We start from the raw sequence: 19,397 nt of genomic DNA on the forward strand, positions 1-19,397 counted from the left end.
GTTTTGTTATTCAACCGGAATCCGGTTTTTTACAATACTGTTGTGTCCATAATCATCCCAGCGGTATTTCTGATTTTCAAATACAACCTCACTTTCTTTGGGATGTCCGCAAAGATTTACCGATACCGAAAAGACGCGCGCAGGATCTTTTCCATATGCCGGCTCTTCTAGTTTTTTCACGGTAACATTCTTCGTACCTGTCACCTGCATAAGCGAATACCGCAGCACCTTCTTCTCCTGTACCCGGTAATCGTTTCCTGCCGGAATTCCCCGGATCTGTACCGACTGTTCCGTGTAGCCGTCCTGATCTGTCGTTTTCTCCACCTGTGTTTTTGTAAACGTAAGATAGCATTGGTATGTATGCTCTTTTCCATACAGATCCTTTCCCTTCACGGAAAACAGAAACGTTGGATTTCCATGCGCCCATGTAATCTCATCCGCCTTGATCTTCTTTGTAATCGTCAAGGTTTCACATGCAAGATCCTTCATCGTCACGGTCTGCACTTCCTGTTTTGCCTCCAGCACAAACGAAACCGGTTCTGCCGCAAGGTATCCATCCGGCGCGGCCTCCTCCACAATGACATAAGAACCCGGCTTTAATTTTTCCAGTTCATGCGGGCCGCTTCCTCCTGAAATCCAGCTGTCCACACGGTTTCCATCCATATCTTTTAATACCAGCTTTGCGCCGGAAATTCGTTTTCCGCTCTCTGCATCTATTTTTTCAATTGTCAGATGTGTTCCATCATTTTCGACCGTCACCGACAGTTCCGATTTACCGTCAATTTTTCCGTTTTCTACCACAAATTCCCGGCATGTGCTGTCCAGCAGATAGCCCTCCGGAGATGCTGTCTCCTGATAGTACCAGACACCGTCCAAAAGTCCCGTCAGCTCAATTTTTCCATTTGCATCCGTCTTTTTTGTCTCATCAAAACTTCCATCTTTCGTCCAGATATGAAAGGCTGCTCCCTGAAGCACTTTTCCGTCTCCCTGACTTACTTTCTGCAGAACAAAACGGTTCTTCCAGTTTGTAAACGTCAGTGTGATCTGTGCGTTTTGTTCCCCGATCGTTATTTTCTTTTCCGTCGGATCCAGCACATATCCATTTGGAGCCGCCGTTTCCCGCACAAGATACGTTCCGTACTCCAGCCCGTCTTTGAACGCCTCTCCATTTTCATCCGTTTTCAGCACAGCTGCTACCGCCTGATCCGGAAACAGCACTGTTCCGTTTACCGTTGTAATTGCTCCGCTCGCAATCACCTGATATGTTGCACCAGAAAGTGCTTTCCCTGAGTTTTCTTCCGTCTTTTTTATCTTCAGTGAGCCTGTTTTTCTTGTGTTTTCTGCCTCCAGATGGATCGTCTGCATGCCTTCCTTGTCAATGGAAAATTCCTGCTCCCAGCTTCCTGCATAACCAGCTGGATTCTTTGTCTCCACAACACGGAATTTTCCATTTTCACTGTCTGTATCCAGAATTCCCTCCAACAGATAAGAACCCGTTTTTTTCACCCAGTTCATCTTTTTGAATTCACTCCAGGTGTTGTTTTTCCAGCGGTACACGGTAAATTCTGCACCCGAAATAGCTTCTTTTGTCTCTGCATCCATTTTTTTCACTACAAGATCTCCTACTTTCGACAGATGACAGGGAACGTTCGCTGTGTAACCAAATTCCGAAGTATTCCACGGCACAACAGTTATTCCCGTTTCCCGGGATGCTCCATGCCAGTTGTTGTACGTACTGGAAGTATCGTTTACAAAATTATCCGGCCATTTTTTCGGTGCTTTCACTCCGCCGCCGGGACCAGTTACCGCGTCGTTAGTGCCTCCATCATAGAAAATCATCGTCTGGGAATTTCCTTCAAAGGTAACTGTAACCCAGCCTTCCGAATTTTCTGGAGTTGTTCCACCGTCCGGCTCAGAGCCGCGTCTTGCCGACCAGATCGCTTCTGTTCTGGCATCGTAGACGATTCTGGCATCTGCCTCCTTCGTCAGATAGATATGTTCTGTCTCATCAGCCAGATAAAAGCCCTGCTTAAAGTCCAGATCTGAAAGTGTAAAATACCCTTTCACATTCAGCGGATTTCCTTTACTGTCGTAATAAGCAAACCGTACCTTGATCCAGAGCAGACCTTTAATATCAATGACCGGCTTATTGTGGTCAATCGCCACGACTACCGCATCCACGTCCTCATACCCTGATGGTACAACCGTGTTCTGCCAGTCTTCCAGCCAGATCCGCATCGTTATATTTTCCCCGTGGCACTCTCCAACATTCGTATATTCCGCATACATTTTTCCTTTTTTCGACTCCAGCGGCGTGAAGGAACGGAGATTACTCCATCCCTTCACATCGGCCGCCGGCCACCATGTGGAACAGCATTTCGAATGGCTCTCTCCGTTTTTGCAGAACAGATTGTCCCAGGTACTTCCATCTGTACTTCCAAAACGGATTTTTGTCTCACTTCCGATCAGCGGGGTAAAATCATATCGGCCGTCAATAACAGAGTCCGATGATACAACTTCTCCGATTCCGGCTTTCGAAAGAGAAGGAAGACTCGTAAGACTCGAAGCCAGAACATCTTCCCGAAAACAAAATCCCAACAACAGCAGAATTCCTGCGAGAAACCAGAAGCTTTTCTTTGCTCTTTTCATTCTTTCCTCCTTTCAGACCGGCCCGCGGCAAGAAACAGGAAGGCTCCTGTCACGGCAATTCCAATGGGGACCGCTGCTGACGGATCGCGCAGACCTGTTTTTGGCGCGCTGTGCCAGATAGAGGGGCCTTCTTCCTGCGGCAGATCTTCTCCTTCGACAGAAAAAATCCATTTTACCCCGCTTTTCCGAAGTGCCCATTCATTTCCAAGTTCTGACGGCACACGGATTGAAAAACAGATTTCTTTCCGTTCATCTGGACTGCATATTCCAAGACTTTTTGCTGCCCATAGTCCCTCACTCTCTAAATCACCTTCATAAATCACGCTGTCTCCCTCTCGTATTTCCAGTTTCACCTTGGAAAGCAGTTCTTTTTCTGTTTCACTGAGTTCTTCCGGAAGTTCCGTCCGCAGAAAAAATTCTGCACGGCTTGCTGTCGTGTTCACCAGTGTGAACGTATCTTCCCATTCATCTCCCGGCATCAGCACTGGAAAGTTCCGAAAGAAATTGTCGGGTGCCAAGATCAGATTCCGCGCTGCTCCTTCGTACGAAACGGTGAGGAAGCTCTGCTGCGAAACCTCCGAAACGGTATTATCCGCCTCGTGGACACACTGTTCAATTTCCAGTTCTTCTCCCCACGGAGCTTCTGCCGTAAAATCCGGCATCACATTCGCTGCCTGTACGGCCTCCGCCTGGATTTCAACGGACAGCACCTGTCCCTCCGCCTCACTGGTCCACGCAGATGGAATGGTGATTGTACGGAAAAAATCGACAGATTCCTGCTTTCCCAGCACTTTGGGATAATAATAATACTCTCCTGCTTTCAGCCAGACGTCCTCGATTCCCCCAAGGTCCTCTTCCCCCAGACGGTAATCCTGCGTTTCTTCCTCATCAAACACAGGCTTTACCCGGACATAGCATGGTTCAGCATAATTGGTGATCCGCGGAATTTTTGAAATCACCTGGGAAGGCAGTACAATGCCGTTTTCCGGTCCCTCATACTTCTTTTCTCCATCCCCGTCTTCCTCATATTCCCAGATTCCAATATTTACATCTCCGACAGCTATTTTGTTAATGGTCTCAACACTGCTCCGGTAATATGCATACGTTCCGCTGATTCCCATCAGAAGACTTGCCGCCGCACATCCGATCCTGACGCGTTTTCCTTTCATGTCTGACCACCTCTCTCATAAGCATCCCATGCCTCCCGATAGCCGTGAAATACCATATTCCCCTTCTGGATCTGCACCGATTCCTCATAGACCGAAACCTCAAGTTCTTTCTGTTCCATTTCTTTTGCAACGCGGATTCCGGTAAACAATTCCGTCGTGCTTTCGCCTTCTGAAACCGGTTTTTTGTAATAATAGTAGTCATCTTCTCCTTTTACCCAGTTTTCCGTATCAAGTCCCTCAATCGCTTCAATTGGTTCACTGAATATAAGTGCCGCTCGAATATAGCAGGCAACGGAACCTTCATTTCTGATTTTTACTCTCTTTACCACACTTTTCCCTGGCGGTACGGGCGTCGGTGTCGGAAATTCTTCATCGATAGTACTTGTATTATGTCCGAACACCATACGATTCCAGACACTCTCGTGATCTGTAAAATACGCCGAAGTTCCCGGCAGCAGCCAAATGGCTGCCGCCATCGTACACCCGGCCGCACCCGCAAGGAAAAACAGCCGTTTCGTCTTTTTCTTCATCTTTTGTCCCCCAGAAAACTGCTTAAATTCCAGGTGCTTCTGTCTGTTCCGGCTCCGACTGCGGTGCCGTTACCTGCCCCTTCTGCCCATTATTCTGATTTACATACTTCTCCCAGGCCTTTGCTGCCCGCTCGGCAGCCGTACTTCCCTCACCGGTATTCAGCGCCTGGATTGCATAATAATTGATCGGAATATCGACCTCTTTTTCATCCAGCTGCCCTTCCACGATATTAGCTGCTGTCACGCTCGTAAATAAAGGATCCGTCGCTTTGCCAGCTGCGAGCACTTCATTGTAGAGATATGTATATACCATCGAATTGTTCTGTTTTTTCTTGTACATCAGCACCCATTTTTTCGAAAGCTGATTCATCGAAAACAGTTCCGTATCGACGGCTGCCCCGCCGTTTAAACGGTTTCCGGATGTATCTGCAACGATCACTTTTGCGATTGGTATGGAAACATCCATATAAACGTAAGAATCATTTTTACCTTTATTTTTGATACGCGGGTCCTTCGGAATCACCTGGGTCGGCACGATATGATTGGTCTTTCCGTCCGGATCTGGTGCGTACGATGGTTCATTTCCTTCGATATCTACTTTTCCCACAACAAACTGGTTCGTCACAGAATCCTTATCCGTCAGATACGCCAGTGTTCCGCCCGCTGCCAGGGCTCCTGTCAGAAGCAGTGATGCTGCCCAGAATACGATTTTCCGCTGTTTTTTCATAGATCAATTCCTCCTGTTTTCCTAAATAATTTTGCTAATTCTTTTTATAACTTGTTTTCCTGCATGATTTTTCTACCGTGCCAAAGCTGCCGGATTGTAAAAAGCATCACCGCTCCCACGGCCAGAAAAAAGAGTGTTCCTCTCTGCCGGAGCCAGACGATACCAAAGCCAAGCCAGGGAAGAGCTACGATCACATTCCCGATCACCTGTTTTTCCAAAACGATGCCTGCATCTTCCTCCGCGTTGGCATCCCCCTTAGTACAGTATCCTTCCTCGCTCTTTTCCACGATCCGGTGTGTCACCACCATATTTCCTCTCCGGTAGGTAATCACATCCCCCGGATTCCATTCCTTCTTCCGTCCATCCACAACCACAACAGATCCCGTCGGGATCTCCGGTTCCATGGACCCGGACAGTACGACATAGGCGCAGAAATACTGCATCAGATACCATCCCGCCGCCAGAAAAAGGAAGGAAAGAAAGCCCTGCAGCCCCAGTTTTCCTTTTGCTTTCATTTGCTCCCTTCCGTCGATGCGGACATCCAGACTGTCATTTTTGCACGCAAAAAACAGAGGATAGCATTTACCCTCTGTCTCAGAATATCCCTGTTTCATTTTCTCTAAAGTTCTTGTAAAAGTGATTTAAACTTACCATAGTCCGGGCGAAAGCGCAAGCATTGTCTGCCCGTTTAATTCTAAATTTTTTCTAAAGCCTGAAACGCAGAAAATTTTCAGAACTTTTCCCGGATCTTTTTTTCTCCAAACGCAAGCCGCTTTTCCAGCTCCTGCCCATTTTCTGCCCCAAGGATTTTTCGCATTACACTCTCTTCTTCCCGGATTCCTTTTCCGTGAAGTACGCCGTATGCGCCGGCATCACTTCCCGCCGCAAGCACAACGTCCTTTTCAAATGCGAGCTGCAGACCTTTTTTCTGCGTCTCAAAAATCCACGCCAGCGTTTCAGCCGGATATCTGCCGTTCTCCAGAAGATTCGAAACCGTCACAATTGTCGGCACCCAGATTGTTGCATGCTCTGCCATACAGCAGATGCTCTCTTCATTCTGAAAGTTCCCGTGCTCAACCGAGTCCACGCCTGCCTCTGCCGCATCCATCACAGCCTGTGCGCCGTTCACATGCGCCATCACAGAAAGCCCCGCATCATGCGCCGCAGCTGTCATTGCAAAAACCTCTTCCCTGGAAAGCGGCTCACTGGTCACATGCCCCTTTGTCGCGAAATCCAGGATTCCCGTCGTCATGATCTTGATAAAATCTCCGCCCGCACGGCGTACTTCACGCACAAGCGCGCAATACTCTTTCCCGTCTGAAAATGCGCGTCCGACAATTTTTCCATAACGGCCCGCCCTGTGAATCGCAAAAACCGGTGTGCGGTATGTGATCCCGTACTCCGGCGCAAGGCTCCGTGCAAGAACACCCGCCCCGTACGGATCTCCGCCGTCACGCACATAGGAAATCCCTGCCTTCTGATACGCCGCCAGATGTTCCCGGATCAGATCCTCCCGCGGGCCGTTTTCATGCGCTGCCGCCGCCTTTTTGTAATCCACACCGTCCATAAAAATATGGGCATGGCATTCTGCTGTCACCATTTTTGTTTACCGCCTTATCTCCGATTCCACCACAGCTTCTCTGCGGCCCATTTTCCAGTTCTGCTCCGAGAGATACAGATGATATCCACAGCCGTTTTCTACTCGCCAGTCATAGTAACTCTTCTGTGGCACGCCGTACTGCTCAAGGATACTCATGATCGTGCCTCCGTGCACCACCATCGCCACGTTACGGTAATGGCGGCGGATACACGTATCCACCATCTTGTCAAAGCCGGCGATGCAGCGGTCCTTGAACTGCTGCGGGCTCTCACCGCCCGGAAAGGCAAGCGTCGCCATGGAATCAATCCACTCCTGGTATTTCGGATTATCTTTTAATTCCTGATAATTTTTGTTCTCAAACTCACCAAAATTGCACTCTGCAAATTCCGGGATTTTGACCTGTTTGGCGTACGGATACAGAATGTCTGCCGTTTCCAGACACCGTTTCAGCGGGCTGACGAACAGAAGCTCAACGGTATCCATCGTCCGCTGTTCCAGCTCTTTTTTCCCTTCCTCACACAGTGGTTCATCCGTCACGCCGATATACCGTCCTAATGTATTGCCATAGGTTTTTCCATGGCGGATCATTGCAATTTTAATCATGTTTTTCCTCACCTTTCAGCAGGATTCCGATTCCGCACACCACACGGGTTACCGAATCAGCCTTTGCTGCCAGCTCCGTACAGATGCGCCCCGTCTTTTCCCGCCATTTCCGGTCGAAGGGTTCGATCGGAACCACTCCGTAACCGAGTTCATTCGTAACAATGCAGATTTCCGGATTTTTCTGCAGCAGTTCTTCCAGTTCTGCTTCCGGTGCAGTCCCGGTCTCCTCTTCCAGAAGGAGCCATCTGCGGACCAGTTCCTGAAAATCATATACGCCGGAACATGCCGACAGCTCCTCTTTCGAAACTGCTGCCCCATCGGCCCATCCTGTTTCTTTTCCGGTCATCTTCTTTGCAAAGTCAAGCTTTCCCTGAAAAGCCCCTCCAATTACTAATTTCATTTCCAGTTCTCCATTCCAAGAGAAAGTACCACAAGAGACAGGAGCTGTGCCAGCTCACAGAGCGAAAGGAAATAGCCTGCGAGATCTCCTGTAATTCCTCCAAAATACTTACTGCTTTTCCATTTATAATAACAGAATACCAGTGCCGATACAACCAGTACATCCAGTGCCGCCCAGACGCAGAACGAAGCTGAGAGCGCCGTCACGGCAAAAATCGTCACAACAAGCACCGCCGCCGTTCTTTTTTTCTCTGCGCTCATGCCAAACGCTGCCGCTGTTCCTTTCGGATTGGCATTTGGAAAAAACGCGATCGAAAGACCGCTGAACGATCTCGAAACTGCGAAGCCAAATGCATACGCCGGAAAAATCTTCCAGACAAGTTCTCCGGCTGCGCCCGCGTACAGTACAAAATACAGACATCCCATAATAATCGCAAATGCTCCGGCGTGCGGGTCTTTTAAGATTTCCAGTCGGCGCTGTTTTTCTCTCCAGGAACTTAACGCATCCATCGTATCCAGATAGCCGTCGAGGTGAATGCCGCCCGTCACCAGAACCGGAACTGCCGTCAGCACTGCAGCCCGCAGCATGCTTCCCGCGCCAATCTGCTGCAGCAGCCAGAAAAGCACCGCCGAAACTGCACCGACAGCCAGTCCGACCCACGGAAAGAAACACAACGCATATTTCATGTTCTCTTTTTCCCAGTCTGCCGGCGGCATCGGGATTTTCGAGTACATGGCAAACGCCACTTTAAAATTATTCCATATCGTTTTCATCTTATTCTTTTTTTATTCTGACGGGAATCCCATACACAACCTCGGTCACACAGTCCGCCATCTCTGCCAGACGTACATTAATGTTTCCCAGGATCCGCTGGTATTCCATCGTCTCCTCCTCATATCGGTATCCGTCCGAAAAAATTTCATTCGTCACCAGAACCAGATTCCGCGCCTGATTGGCCAGACGGGAAACGCCCGCAAGAATTTCCTCCTCCGTCCGCGCTTTTCCCGCCCCGGATGGATCAAATATTTCATTTGCCGTGAGATTCGACATACATTCGAGCAGCACATCGCTTCCCGGTTCCAGCTCCACTTCTTTTAAATTCGTATAACACTCAATCGTCGAAAACTTCTTTGCCGCGCGCATCTTCCGGTGGCGTGCAATACGCGCCTGCCCTTCCGCACCGAACGGCTGCATCGTTGCGATATAAACCCTCCGTGTTCCGCCAAAATCCAGAATACACTGCTCCGCATACGCCGATTTTCCGCTGCCGCTGCCGCCTGTAACCAGATGTATCATCGTTTCACCTGCCTTTTTTAAGTCAGCGGCACATACGTTTCGATCTGTGCCTCGTCAAATGTCGCCATGCCGCGGTATACGGCATTTGCCTGATCCAGAATCGGGAAAATCATGATGGCGCCCGTTCCCTCGCCCAGACACATATCGCAGTGCAGAAAGGCTTCTTTTCCAAGCTCTGCAAGCAGCAGATGCGCCGCCGGCTCCTTCGATACGTGCGAAGCAATCATATAGTCCTTTGCAAACGGTGCAATCCGTGCAGCAAGAAGCGCTGCCACACAGGAAATAAAGCCGTCCATCACAACCGGAACGCCATGTGCGGCCCCTGCAAGAAAGACACCCGCCATGCCGGCAATGTCAAAACCGCCGACCTTTGCCAGCACATCGATGGGATCGGACGGATCCGGCTGATTGATGGCAATCGCTTTTTCAATCGCTGCAATTTTCCGCGCAAGACCTTCACTCGAAAGCCCGGCGCCCCGTCCCGTCAGTTCCGGAACCGGCTGATTCAGGAAAACGGCTGCCATTGCACTGCTCGTCGTCGTATTTCCAATGCCCATCTCACCGGTTGCCATCAGCTGATAGCCCGCCGCAATTTTTTCTTCCGCCACGGCGATTCCTGTTTCAAGCGCACGAACGGCCTCTTCCCTTGTCATCGCCGGGCCTTTTGCCATATTTTTTGTTCCATACGCAACTTTATACCGCGGAACCTTCGTATCGCGCGCCATTCCGATATCAATCGGAAACAGATCCGCATGCGCACCGCGGCAGAGAATGGCTGCTGTCGCCTTCTCCTGCAGAAAATTTTCCGCAACTGTCGCTGTCACTTCCTGACCGCTCTGCGTCACGTTTTCTTCCACAACGCCATTGTCCGCACAGAACGTCAGAAGTGCTCTTTTTTCAATCGAAATCTCCTCTTTTCCGGTGATTCCGGCAATCTGGATGAGCACGTCCTCCAGCTTTCCGAGGCTGTGGAGCGGCTTTGCAATGCCGTCCCAGTGAGCCTTGGCACGATCCATCGCCTCTTTCGAAAGCGGATGGATCTGTTCGATTGTTTCCTGTAATGTCATCTTTTGTTCGCCCCTTCTTTCGATATGACGTCCGATCAGCTCTGTTTTTTCACCCAGTTCACAAAGAAAATATGGGAATCTTCCCGCGCTGTTCCGCTGGAAGTTGTCCATTTATAGGTGTATGTATATGTCACACATTTTTCTTTATCCATATTCAGATTTTTAAATGCTTTCGGAGTCATGAAATATAGATAATCAAAATCATCTCTCGTATCGCCAAAGCCCGGGATCACACGCTTTGTGCCGTTCTTCAGATATGCATCCATGATCGACTGGGATTCATCCACTGCACCGTAGGCTCCATTATTTTTCAGCTGATTGATAATCGAACTGCTCTGCTCCGCAATTCCCGTCAGATAGTTTGTCAGACTTCCGTTCCGCGCCGGTTCAAACTGCTGCTGTTTATAAATCGCGGTGCGGAGCGAAATATTCTGTGCCGCCATCCGGTTCCGGATGACCATCGCAACTGCCGTCATACCTGTTTTTCTCTGGACACCCGCCTCCGCACTGCAGATAGCCGCAAAGAAATCACGGTCACTCACAGACGGATCCGTGTAATACTGATGCTCCATCGTATAATATTTTCCGCTTACGCTGTCCTTTGCACGCACATACTGGCTCGAGCCGAGAATGCACACTCCGTTTTCGTCAAAGCTGTAGTACCAGTTGCTGCTGTTCTTTTTCAGCAGAGCGTAATACGATTTTACCATCTTTCCGTCGCTTCCAAAGTAATACCAGCCCGTCTGCGGATCACCGCTTACCATCCGTTTCTGTGCATTGAGCCACTGGTTCTTTGCCATGCCTCCCCAGTCTTTAAAGTAATAGGAAGCGCCGTTAATAGTCCGCTCTCCCGTCACCATCACGCCGTTGGCATCGGCATAGTAACTGTTGTTTAAATGCGTAAAGAAGGTATTGCGGTACATCGCACCATTTTCCCGGAAGTAATACCACTGGTTCTCTTTCGAAAGCCAGCCCGTCACCATCTTTCCATCCGCATCGGCATAATACGTTTCACCGCCAAGCTGGAAAAAGGTACTACGGTACATGCCGCCCCAGCCCCGGAAATAATAATACGTACCATTGATTTTCTGCCAGCCGGTTACCATCTTTCCATCTGCATTCACACGATATGTATTGTTGTCATATTCAAAAAAGCGGTCAAAATACTGCTCTCCGGTTTCATCAAAATAGTAATATGTACTGCCCTGCTGCAGCCAGCCGACGGTCAGTTTTCCATCTGCAGCCGCATGGCAGACACTCGTTCCGTTTTTGATGAATGCATTCTGATACATGCCGCCCCAGTCCTTGAAATAGTACCAGTCACCGTCGATCTGTTTTTTTCCGACAGCCATCTTTCCGTTCTCATCGGCATAGTAAAGTGCACTTCCTGTCGGTGCTTTGAAAAAGGTGCTGCGGTACATGCCGCCCCAGCTTCGGAAATAATACCAGGTTCCATCCTGCAGCAGCCAGCCGGTCGTCATCTTTCCATCCGTATCAACATGATAAATATTATTTTTATGCGTCAGAAAGGTGTTTTGTGCCATGCCGCCCCAGCTTCGGAAGTAATACCAGATCCCGTCAATCTGTTCGAACCCGGATGCCATTTTTCCATCCGCATCAACATAATACGTATTCTTGTCATACTCAAAAAAACGATTCCGGTACATCGCGCCCTGATCATCAAAATAATAATACACATCATCGATCAGTTTCCAGCCGGTCGCCATTTTTCCGTCCGCATCAGAATAATACGGTACATTTTTCACGGTGTAAAAGGCATCCCGGTAAACACCGCCCCAGCTTTGGAAATAATACCAGGCTCCATCAAGTTTTTTCCAGCCGACCGCCATTTTTCCGTCATTATTCAGGTAGTAACGGTTCTTGTCGTACTCTCTCCAGGCTCCTTTGACAATGGTACCATCCGGATCCTTAAAATACCAGATCCCGTTCTCATTCACCCATGGGTAATAGCTTCCAGCCTGCACGGATACCGCCGTCTCTTCGGGATTTCCGCTCTGTACTTCTGCCGCCGGAAGATCCGAGGCGGCATTTTCCGCTGTCGAATCCGGCGTCTCCGTTTCTGTCATCTCCGGCGTATTTTCGTCTGTGGTTTCCGCCTCCGATGTTTCTTCTGTTTCTTCCTGTGTAACAGCAGAAGCCTCATTTACCAGACTCTGCTCTGTGCCTGCTCCAAATACGTTCGCAGCACTGACAGCGGTTGTCACGCAGGTTGCCGCCAGTACTCCCCTGATTACTTTATTTTTCATTATTTATTCTTCTCTCCCTGCAAAAACAGGCAAAGCCTGCTGTGTGCTCTGCCTGTTTTAAAATTCTGCTCCTGCTTTATCTTATTTCAAAAACGCCCGAACAGTCTCCGGCATCTGATCTACATCACACTCTGTCGTATGAAGCACCGGTGCAGTACGGATTTCTTCGATCGCACGCGGAATCTCGGTATTGGCAAGTGCAGACAGCTTGTCTACCTGCTCCAGTACTGGAAGGGTGTCATACTCCGGTGCAATCGCTGCAAGAACGCTGCTTGTAAATTTATACGGGCTTGCGGTAGATGCGATGACGGTCTTAGTTTCGTCATAGGTTTCCTCGCGGTATTTTCCGTATACAGCCGCTGCAACCGCGGTATGGGTATCAATCACATATCCGGTATCGCTGTACAGTTTTGCAATCGCGTCTGCTGTCTCCTGTTCGGATGCATAATTGCCGTAGAAGTCTGCCAGCTCTTTTTTCATCGCATCGGTGATCTCATATTTTCCGTCCTTTGCAAGATCCTGCATCAGCTCGCGGTCTGCTGCTTCGCTGTTTCCGGCGATGCGGTAGATCAGACGCTCCAGATTGCTCGAGATCAGGATATCCATGGACGGTGATGTTGTCAGAATAAAGTCTCTGTTTCTGTCGTAAACGCCGGTGCGGAAGAAGTCAAACAGAACTTTGTTCTCATTGGAAGCGCAGATCAGTTTTGCGATCGGCAGTCCCATCTGTTTTGCATAGAATGCAGCGAGAATATTTCCGAAGTTTCCGGTCGGAACGGTTACATTGATCTTTTCTCCGTCTGCAATCTCTCCGTTTTTCACCAGGTTTGCGTAAGCATATACGTAGTAGACGACCTGCGGAACGAGTCTTCCGATGTTGATCGAGTTTGCAGAGCTGAACTGGAAACCTTTATCTGCCAGCTCTTTTCCAAGCTCTTTGTCGTTAAACATTTTCTTCACGCCGGTCTGTGCGTCGTCGAAGTTTCCGTGGATGGCAACAACGTGGGTATTTTTGCCCTTCTGTGTTACCATCTGTTTTTCCTGAATCGGGCTTACGCCGTTCTTCGGGTAAAATACAATAATTCTGGTGCCCGGCACATCTGCAAAGCCTGCCATTGCTGCTTTTCCGGTATCTCCAGATGTAGCAGTTAAGATAACGATCTCATTTTTCACGCCGTTTTTCTTTGCGGCGGTCGTCATCAGATGCGGCAGAATGGAAAGTGCCATGTCCTTGAACGCGATCGTTGCGCCGTGGAACAGCTCCAGATAGTAAACACCGTCTGCTTTTGTCAGCGGTGCAATTTCCTCTGTGTCAAATTTTGCATCGTATGCGTTTGCAATACAGTTTTTCAGTTCATCTTCTGTAAAGTCGGTAAGAAAACGGCTCATTACCTCGTATGCCACTTCCTGATAGCTCATAGCCGCAAGTTTTTCCATGGGAACATCCAGTGCTGGAATGGAGGTCGGTACAAATAATCCGCCGTCGTCGGACAGACCCTTTAAGATTGCCTGGGATGCAGTTACGGTTTCTCCATTGCCTCTGGTACTTTTGTATAATACTTCCATGCTCTTTCTCTCCTTCACTTTGACTCCCGGCAGAGCCTCTCTAACTCCCGGCCGGATACGTTTCAGATTAGTTTTACCTGTACGCTTCCTCTTATTATAATGGATGAAGTATGAAAAAACAACAAAAATATACAAAAAATGACTGTGCACAAAAATGCACAGCCATTTTCCACCATTCTGCCAAAATATTTTTTGTCAGAATGTATGATTTAATTTTCGTCGGACTCCTCCGTTTTTGCTTCGCCGTCTTCTAACGCCGGAGCTTCCCTTTCTGTCTCCTCGAGTGCGAGTGCCTCTTCCTCTTTTTCCGCATTCTCTGCGATTTTATCTTCCGCCCAGGTCACAAACGCTGCCGCGTCTCCGATTTCAAAGCGTTTCTTATCGAGAAAGGTGCTTCTGCCTCCGATGGTGATGCGGATAAAGTTGTCAAACTCCGTCACCTTTGTCAGCTCTTCGAGCGGAATATCAGTGCTTCTGCCCTCTTTTTCGTATGTCATTGTGAGCACCTGCTCAGTAAAACGAAGGGTACGTTCTCCAAGGAGTCCTCTCTTTTTGCATTTTTTCATCTGTGAACGTGCCATCAGATTCGGCAGAAACGTACACAGAAGTGCCATCAGAATGGAGATTCCAAGATTGAAGAAGTCTCCCGGCATGATAAATCCCCGCGCTGCTGCACCGTAGATCATAAAAGCGATCGCAGCCACAACAGCAATCCCTGTAATGATCCGCAGTACCAGACGTACTTTTTTTATCTCGGTGCCGTAAATCTCCACAAACATTCCTTTGGTGTATTCAATTTTGTTTTTAAACAGCATATGCTCTCTCTTTTCTTATCGGTTGTTGATTGCAGTTACCAGCGCGTCGATGGAAGCGCGGATGATATCCGGATCTACGCCTGCGCCCCAGGAAAGGATTCCGTCCGGCTTTTTGATGCCGACGTAGGCAATTGCCTGTGCACTTGAGCTCTGCTCCAGCGCGTGCTCCGTATAGCTGACCAGATCATACTGCAGATTGTACTGCTGTTTCAGCGCGTTGCTGACAGCATTCAGACGGCCGTTTCCTTCTGCATATACAGTTGCATACTCACCGCCCTCGTAATTGGAGGTAACCTGTGCTTCAATTCTGCCCTCATCGAGCTGTTTAAAGTGAACGCCGTTGATGTTGTACGGTGTCGTTACGTTCTCGAAGGTATCTTTAAAGAGTTCAAAGATCTCATCCGGACGCAGCTCTTTATGCAGATGATCGGAAACGGATTTTGCGGTATAGCTCATAGCCTCGCGCATCTTCGCCGGCAGATTCAGGCCGTATTTCGTCTCCAGAATATAGCCGACACCGCCCTTTCCAGACTGGCTGTTGATGCGGATGACGTCTGCATCGTAGTTTCTTCCGATATCGGTCGGATCGATCGGCAGATACGGAACGGTCCAGGTATCCGGTGCTTTCTCCTCGATCCAGTGCATGCCTTTTGCGATCGCATCCTGATGGGAACCGGAGAAGGCTGCAAATACGAGAGATCCGCAATACGGGCTTCTCGGGTTGATGCTCATACCGGTGAAGGATTCAAATGCATGGCAGAGTTTCGGCATATCGGAGAAGTCAAGCTCCGGATCGACGCCCTGCATGTACATGTTCATGCCGACCGTGATAATATCCACGTTTCCGGTTCTCTCGCCGTTTCCGAACAGCGTTCCCTCGATACGGTCTGCTCCGGCAAGGATACCCATCTCTGCATCGGAAACGCCGCAGCCGCGGTCATTGTGCGGATGAAGGGAAAGAACGACATTATCGCGGTATTTCAGGTTTTTGCTCATGTATTCCACCTGGCTTGCATAAACGTGCGGCATGGAAAGCTCCACGGTGCTCGGCAGGTTGATGATGGCTTTGCGGTCTGCAGTCGGCTGCCATACGTCGAGAACGGCGTTGCACACCTCAAGCGCATATTCCGGCTCGGTTCCGGTAAAGCTCTCCGGGCTGTACTCGAAGCGGTATTTCTCGCCGGCCTCTTCTGTCAGCTCTTTTAAGAGCTTTGCTCCCTCAACGGCGATTTTCAGGATGTCTTCTTTCGATTTTTTGAAGACCTGCTGACGCTGTGCATAGGAAGTGGAATTGTAAACGTGAACGATGGCATTCTTGCAGCCCTTTAATGCCTCGAAGGTCTTGCGGATGATATGCTCTCTCGCCTGGGTCAGAACCTGAACGGTTACGTCATCCGGGATCAGATCATGCTCGATCAGGGTGCGAAGGAATTCGTACTCGGTCTCAGATGCTGCCGGGAAGCCGACCTCGATCTCTTTGAAACCAACCTCAACGAGGAGTTTGAAGAATTCTACCTTCTGCTCCAGGCTCATCGGAATTACAAGTGCCTGGTTTCCGTCACGAAGGTCAACGCTGCACCATACCGGTGCTTTGTCAATGCTGTCTTTTTCTGCCCAGTCCATGCACGGAACCGGCGGCATATAATACTGTTTCTGATACTTCTTTACATTCATCATGATTTTTTCCTCCCAGAAAGTGAAATACAATTTATTCTGCCGACATAAATTCGGGATGAAAGCATAAAAAAATCTCTCATCTTCTGTGTCGGCTTCTGACACAAGAGACGAAAGACTTGATATCTTACGCGGTACCACTCCTGTTTTACAGAGATTTTCTCTGTACACTCTGCGGATACGGATGAAACATCTGCATATCCTGCCCTTCTAACGGTGGGTTTCCGTCTGCACCTACTCTTTTTATTCTAAATTTGGGAGCAGCGGCTCTGAGGTCAGTTCCACGGAATTCGTCTGCTGTTTCACATCACCCAACAGCTTTCTGGATTCGGAAGCTCCATGTAGTATTCCTCTTCTTTGCCTTTTTCCTAACTTGGCTCTTATGTTACCATTTTTCTCCATCTCTGTCAAGCGGAAAACGCAGGATTCCGTAAAAATACACCCGCCGGAAAGGAGGCTCCGGCGAGTGCTCTAACGCATGATTTCGTTGTTTTATTTGTTGTACTCTTCCAGGTATTTCTGGTAATCCTCTACCTGTTTTCCGTGGATTTCCTTGAGCTCATCCAGCACATCCTGCAGACCGAGCCCATTGATTTTATCAACGTAGGAATCCCAGTCATCCAGAGATTTTCCGCCGCCGATGACACCCCAGGTGTATTCTTTCATCGCGTCACCGATATCGGTTCCGAGATCATTGTTTACGGTATATGCATCCGGGTTCTTCTTCTCGATGGTCTTTGCATAAGCATCACGGCTGTTCTCTTTTACTTTTTCAAAGAGTTCGGTCGTCTCTTCTGTATTGGCAATGTTGGCAGCATCTTTTCTTGCGAAGAGATCCTGGAACAGGTTGATACCAAGGTTCTGCTCGGTGTTGACTGCACCATCGCCCGGGTTGATGATTTCGTAGGTTCCGTCGCCGTTGTCTTTGTAGTCTCTTCCCTCAACGCCGAATTTCTTGTGAATCCAGTTCTCCGGTGTTGCCATGTCATCAAAGATCGCATACGCTCTTTCCGGATCGGAGCAAACGTTTGTGATACCGAAGTAGCACCATGCTGCGATGGTTGCCGGCTCGTCCTGCGGGTTGCCGTTGTCGCCGCTTACCATATCGATCGGAATCCACTCTGCATCCGGGTTGGAAGCATAGAAGGACTGCATCGTACCGCTGGACGGGTTGTTCCAGGATACCCAGCTGTAGGTTGCGCCGAATCCGCCGTTTGCCATCTCCTCATCACGGTCAGTATCGGTGATGATGCTCGGATCGATGACGCCGTCTGCGTACAGTTTTGCTACGCGTCCCAGCCACTCTTTGCAGTCATCGGTGGTCGGTCCGTAGATGTAGGAACCGTCTTCCAGACGAAGGAAGTCCATACGTCCGTTTCCATCGCCGCTTCCCTGGATCCATGGCCAGAAAGTACGGTAATCGTATCCATCACCATTCCATCCGTAGGTGTCATCCACACCGTTTCCGTCCGGATCGTCGAAGGTAAATTTGTACAGGCAGTCTTCCAGCTCATCCAGTGTAGTCGGAACAGCCAGTCCTAAGTTGTCCAGCCAGTCTTTCCGGATCCACAGAGTCTCACATGCCGGCTCTGCAACGTCGCCCGGGATACGGTAAATTCCGTTGTCTCCGGATGCGTAGAACATAACGCCAGGATCTACGCTGTTGTAGTAGTCAACCATGTTGGTATATTTCTTCATATACGGAGAAATATCCACCAGAAGGCCTGCGTCTACCCATTTCGTATAGTCAGCTTCCATGTTCCACCACCAGATGATGTCCGGTCGCTGTGTCTCATCGCCCATCAGAAGGGAAATTTTGGATGTTGCATCCGACCAGCCCGGCAGTGCGATGATATCGATATCCAGGTTGTAGCGGTCCTCCATCCATTTCTGCATTTCGCTGTCCGGCTGGGTATAACCCTGCAGGCACACGATGGAAAGTTTCATTTTCTCATCCTGATTCAGCACGTCGATCGGTTCATCCGACTCTTCTCTTACGACTTTTCCGCTGTCTGCGGATTTGCTGCTTCCGCAGCCCGACATCATTCCCACTCCCATTACTCCTGCAAGGAGCAGTGCCATCATTCTTCTCTTCATTTCTCTTCCTCCTCTTTTTTATCGTTAAAATCAGCCCTTAACGCCGCCGATCATAACTCCTTTTACAAAGTACTTCTGCACGAAAGGATATACGCACAGAATCGGTACGGTTGCAACGACAACGGATGCTGCTTTGATCGTAGCTGCCGTTACGTTGGTCGTTGCTGTTACGGTAACACCGGCAGACTGCATTGCCTGGTTGGTGTTGGTCAGCATGTAGCGGAGAACCGCCTGCAGAGACCATCTGCTCTTGGTGTTGATATACAGAACGCTGGAGAAGTAATCATTCCAGTAACCGACTGCGGTGAACAGCGCGATGGTCGCGATGCTGGCCTTGGAAAGCGGAAGAACGATTTTTGCAAAGATCGTAACATCGTTCGCACCGTCCAGTCTTGCGGACTCCTCAAGGCTCTCCGGAATTGTGGAGAAGAAGCTTCGCATAATGATTACGTTGTATGCACTGATGAGTCCCGGCAGAATCAGAGACCAGCGGTTGTCGATCAGATGCATGTTTTTGATCAGCAGGTATCCAGGGATCATACCGCCGGAAAACAGCATGGTGAACAGGATCAGAAAGTTCAGTGTTTTCTGGAACGGCAGGTTTGCCTTGGAAAGCGGATATGCGGTCGTTGCGGTAAACAGGGTTCCAAATACGGTTCCAAGTACGGTAACGCCGATTGTTGTAGCGTATCCGGTCCAGATGGACGGATCTTTAAATACTTTTGCGTAGGTGTCCAGGTTGAATCCCTGCGGATAGAGGAATACGCCTCCTTTTGCCGTTGCTTCCACTGAGCTGAAGGACATCATGATGACATGCCAGAACGGGTAAACCATCACGATACTCAAAAGAATAAAAAAGATGTAGTTGAATACGGTAAAAGCTTTCTCTGCTTTTCCACGTTTGATTACGGTACCACCGCTTTTGGATGCTTTCATT

Annotated in this window: 17 protein-coding genes and 1 other annotated feature; all 17 genes read right to left on the reverse strand. The window is 49.2% G+C overall.

What is annotated here, in order from left to right; translation table 11 throughout:
* Positions 1-6: 6 nt before the first annotated feature.
* On the reverse strand, positions 7-2,649 hold the full coding sequence (locus I2G42_RS01190; protein WP_195530635.1) for a SpaA isopeptide-forming pilin-related protein: 2,643 nt from the start codon (positions 2,647-2,649) through the stop codon (positions 7-9).
* Positions 2,646-3,818: a hypothetical protein gene (locus I2G42_RS01195; protein WP_195530636.1), complete on the reverse strand. Its 1,173-nt coding sequence runs from the start codon at positions 3,816-3,818 to the stop codon at positions 2,646-2,648. Before I2G42_RS01195 ends, I2G42_RS01190 begins: the two co-directional genes overlap by 4 nt.
* Positions 3,815-4,348, reverse strand: coding sequence for a hypothetical protein (locus I2G42_RS01200; RefSeq protein WP_022462298.1), 534 nt, complete (start codon positions 4,346-4,348; stop codon positions 3,815-3,817). The genes I2G42_RS01195 and I2G42_RS01200 overlap by 4 nt, the downstream gene beginning before the upstream one ends.
* A gap of 22 nt (positions 4,349-4,370) precedes the next feature.
* Positions 4,371-5,075, reverse strand: coding sequence for a SipW-dependent-type signal peptide-containing protein (locus I2G42_RS01205; protein WP_117760344.1), 705 nt, complete (start codon positions 5,073-5,075; stop codon positions 4,371-4,373).
* A 44-nt stretch (positions 5,076-5,119) separates the two neighbouring features.
* A complete protein-coding gene (locus tag I2G42_RS01210; RefSeq protein ID WP_117760345.1) occupies positions 5,120-5,689 on the reverse strand; it encodes a signal peptidase I in 570 nt (189 codons plus the stop codon).
* Positions 5,690-5,805: 116 nt separating this feature from the next.
* Positions 5,806-6,675 carry an amidohydrolase family protein gene (locus I2G42_RS01215; RefSeq protein WP_207741833.1) on the reverse strand — a complete coding sequence of 290 codons (870 nt, stop codon included), beginning with the start codon at positions 6,673-6,675 and terminating at the stop codon, positions 5,806-5,808.
* 6 nt (positions 6,676-6,681) lie between these two features.
* Complete coding sequence (locus I2G42_RS01220; protein WP_022462294.1) at positions 6,682-7,278, reverse strand: histidine phosphatase family protein; 597 nt, start codon at positions 7,276-7,278, stop codon at positions 6,682-6,684.
* Positions 7,271-7,678, reverse strand: a complete 408-nt coding sequence (locus tag I2G42_RS01225) for a bifunctional adenosylcobinamide kinase/adenosylcobinamide-phosphate guanylyltransferase (RefSeq protein ID WP_022462293.1) — start codon at positions 7,676-7,678, stop codon at positions 7,271-7,273. The genes I2G42_RS01220 and I2G42_RS01225 overlap by 8 nt, the downstream gene beginning before the upstream one ends.
* The gene (locus I2G42_RS01230; RefSeq protein ID WP_055226435.1) at positions 7,675-8,451 is read right to left on the reverse strand and encodes an adenosylcobinamide-GDP ribazoletransferase; all 777 of its coding nucleotides are present in this window, start codon (positions 8,449-8,451) and stop codon (positions 7,675-7,677) included. Before I2G42_RS01230 ends, I2G42_RS01225 begins: the two co-directional genes overlap by 4 nt.
* 1 nt (position 8,452) lies before the next feature.
* Positions 8,453-8,974 carry a bifunctional adenosylcobinamide kinase/adenosylcobinamide-phosphate guanylyltransferase gene (locus tag I2G42_RS01235; protein ID WP_117509027.1) on the reverse strand — a complete coding sequence of 174 codons (522 nt, stop codon included), beginning with the start codon at positions 8,972-8,974 and terminating at the stop codon, positions 8,453-8,455.
* 17 nt (positions 8,975-8,991) lie between these two features.
* A complete protein-coding gene (gene cobT, locus I2G42_RS01240; RefSeq protein ID WP_117509028.1) occupies positions 8,992-10,041 on the reverse strand; it encodes a nicotinate-nucleotide--dimethylbenzimidazole phosphoribosyltransferase in 1,050 nt (349 codons plus the stop codon).
* A 35-nt stretch (positions 10,042-10,076) separates the two neighbouring features.
* On the reverse strand, positions 10,077-12,308 hold the full coding sequence (locus tag I2G42_RS01245; protein ID WP_117509029.1) for a cell wall hydrolase: 2,232 nt from the start codon (positions 12,306-12,308) through the stop codon (positions 10,077-10,079).
* A gap of 81 nt (positions 12,309-12,389) precedes the next feature.
* Complete coding sequence (gene thrC / locus I2G42_RS01250; RefSeq protein ID WP_117760348.1) at positions 12,390-13,874, reverse strand: threonine synthase; 1,485 nt, start codon at positions 13,872-13,874, stop codon at positions 12,390-12,392.
* 209 nt (positions 13,875-14,083) lie between these two features.
* The gene (locus I2G42_RS01255) at positions 14,084-14,689 is read right to left on the reverse strand and encodes a hypothetical protein (protein ID WP_055218094.1); all 606 of its coding nucleotides are present in this window, start codon (positions 14,687-14,689) and stop codon (positions 14,084-14,086) included.
* A 15-nt stretch (positions 14,690-14,704) separates the two neighbouring features.
* The gene (locus I2G42_RS01260) at positions 14,705-16,366 is read right to left on the reverse strand and encodes a 2-isopropylmalate synthase (RefSeq protein WP_195530637.1); all 1,662 of its coding nucleotides are present in this window, start codon (positions 16,364-16,366) and stop codon (positions 14,705-14,707) included.
* 100 nt (positions 16,367-16,466) lie between these two features.
* Positions 16,467-16,730: a binding site (T-box leader), on the reverse strand.
* A gap of 125 nt (positions 16,731-16,855) precedes the next feature.
* On the reverse strand, positions 16,856-18,460 hold the full coding sequence (locus I2G42_RS01265; protein ID WP_055218096.1) for a type 2 periplasmic-binding domain-containing protein: 1,605 nt from the start codon (positions 18,458-18,460) through the stop codon (positions 16,856-16,858).
* Between the two features lie 30 nt (positions 18,461-18,490).
* On the reverse strand, positions 18,491-19,396 hold the full coding sequence (locus I2G42_RS01270; protein ID WP_055218098.1) for a carbohydrate ABC transporter permease: 906 nt from the start codon (positions 19,394-19,396) through the stop codon (positions 18,491-18,493).
* Between the last annotated feature and the right edge of the window lies 1 nt (position 19,397).

This window comes from Fusicatenibacter saccharivorans, from assembly GCF_015557635.1.
GTDB classification, from domain to species: domain Bacteria; phylum Bacillota; class Clostridia; order Lachnospirales; family Lachnospiraceae; genus Fusicatenibacter; species Fusicatenibacter saccharivorans.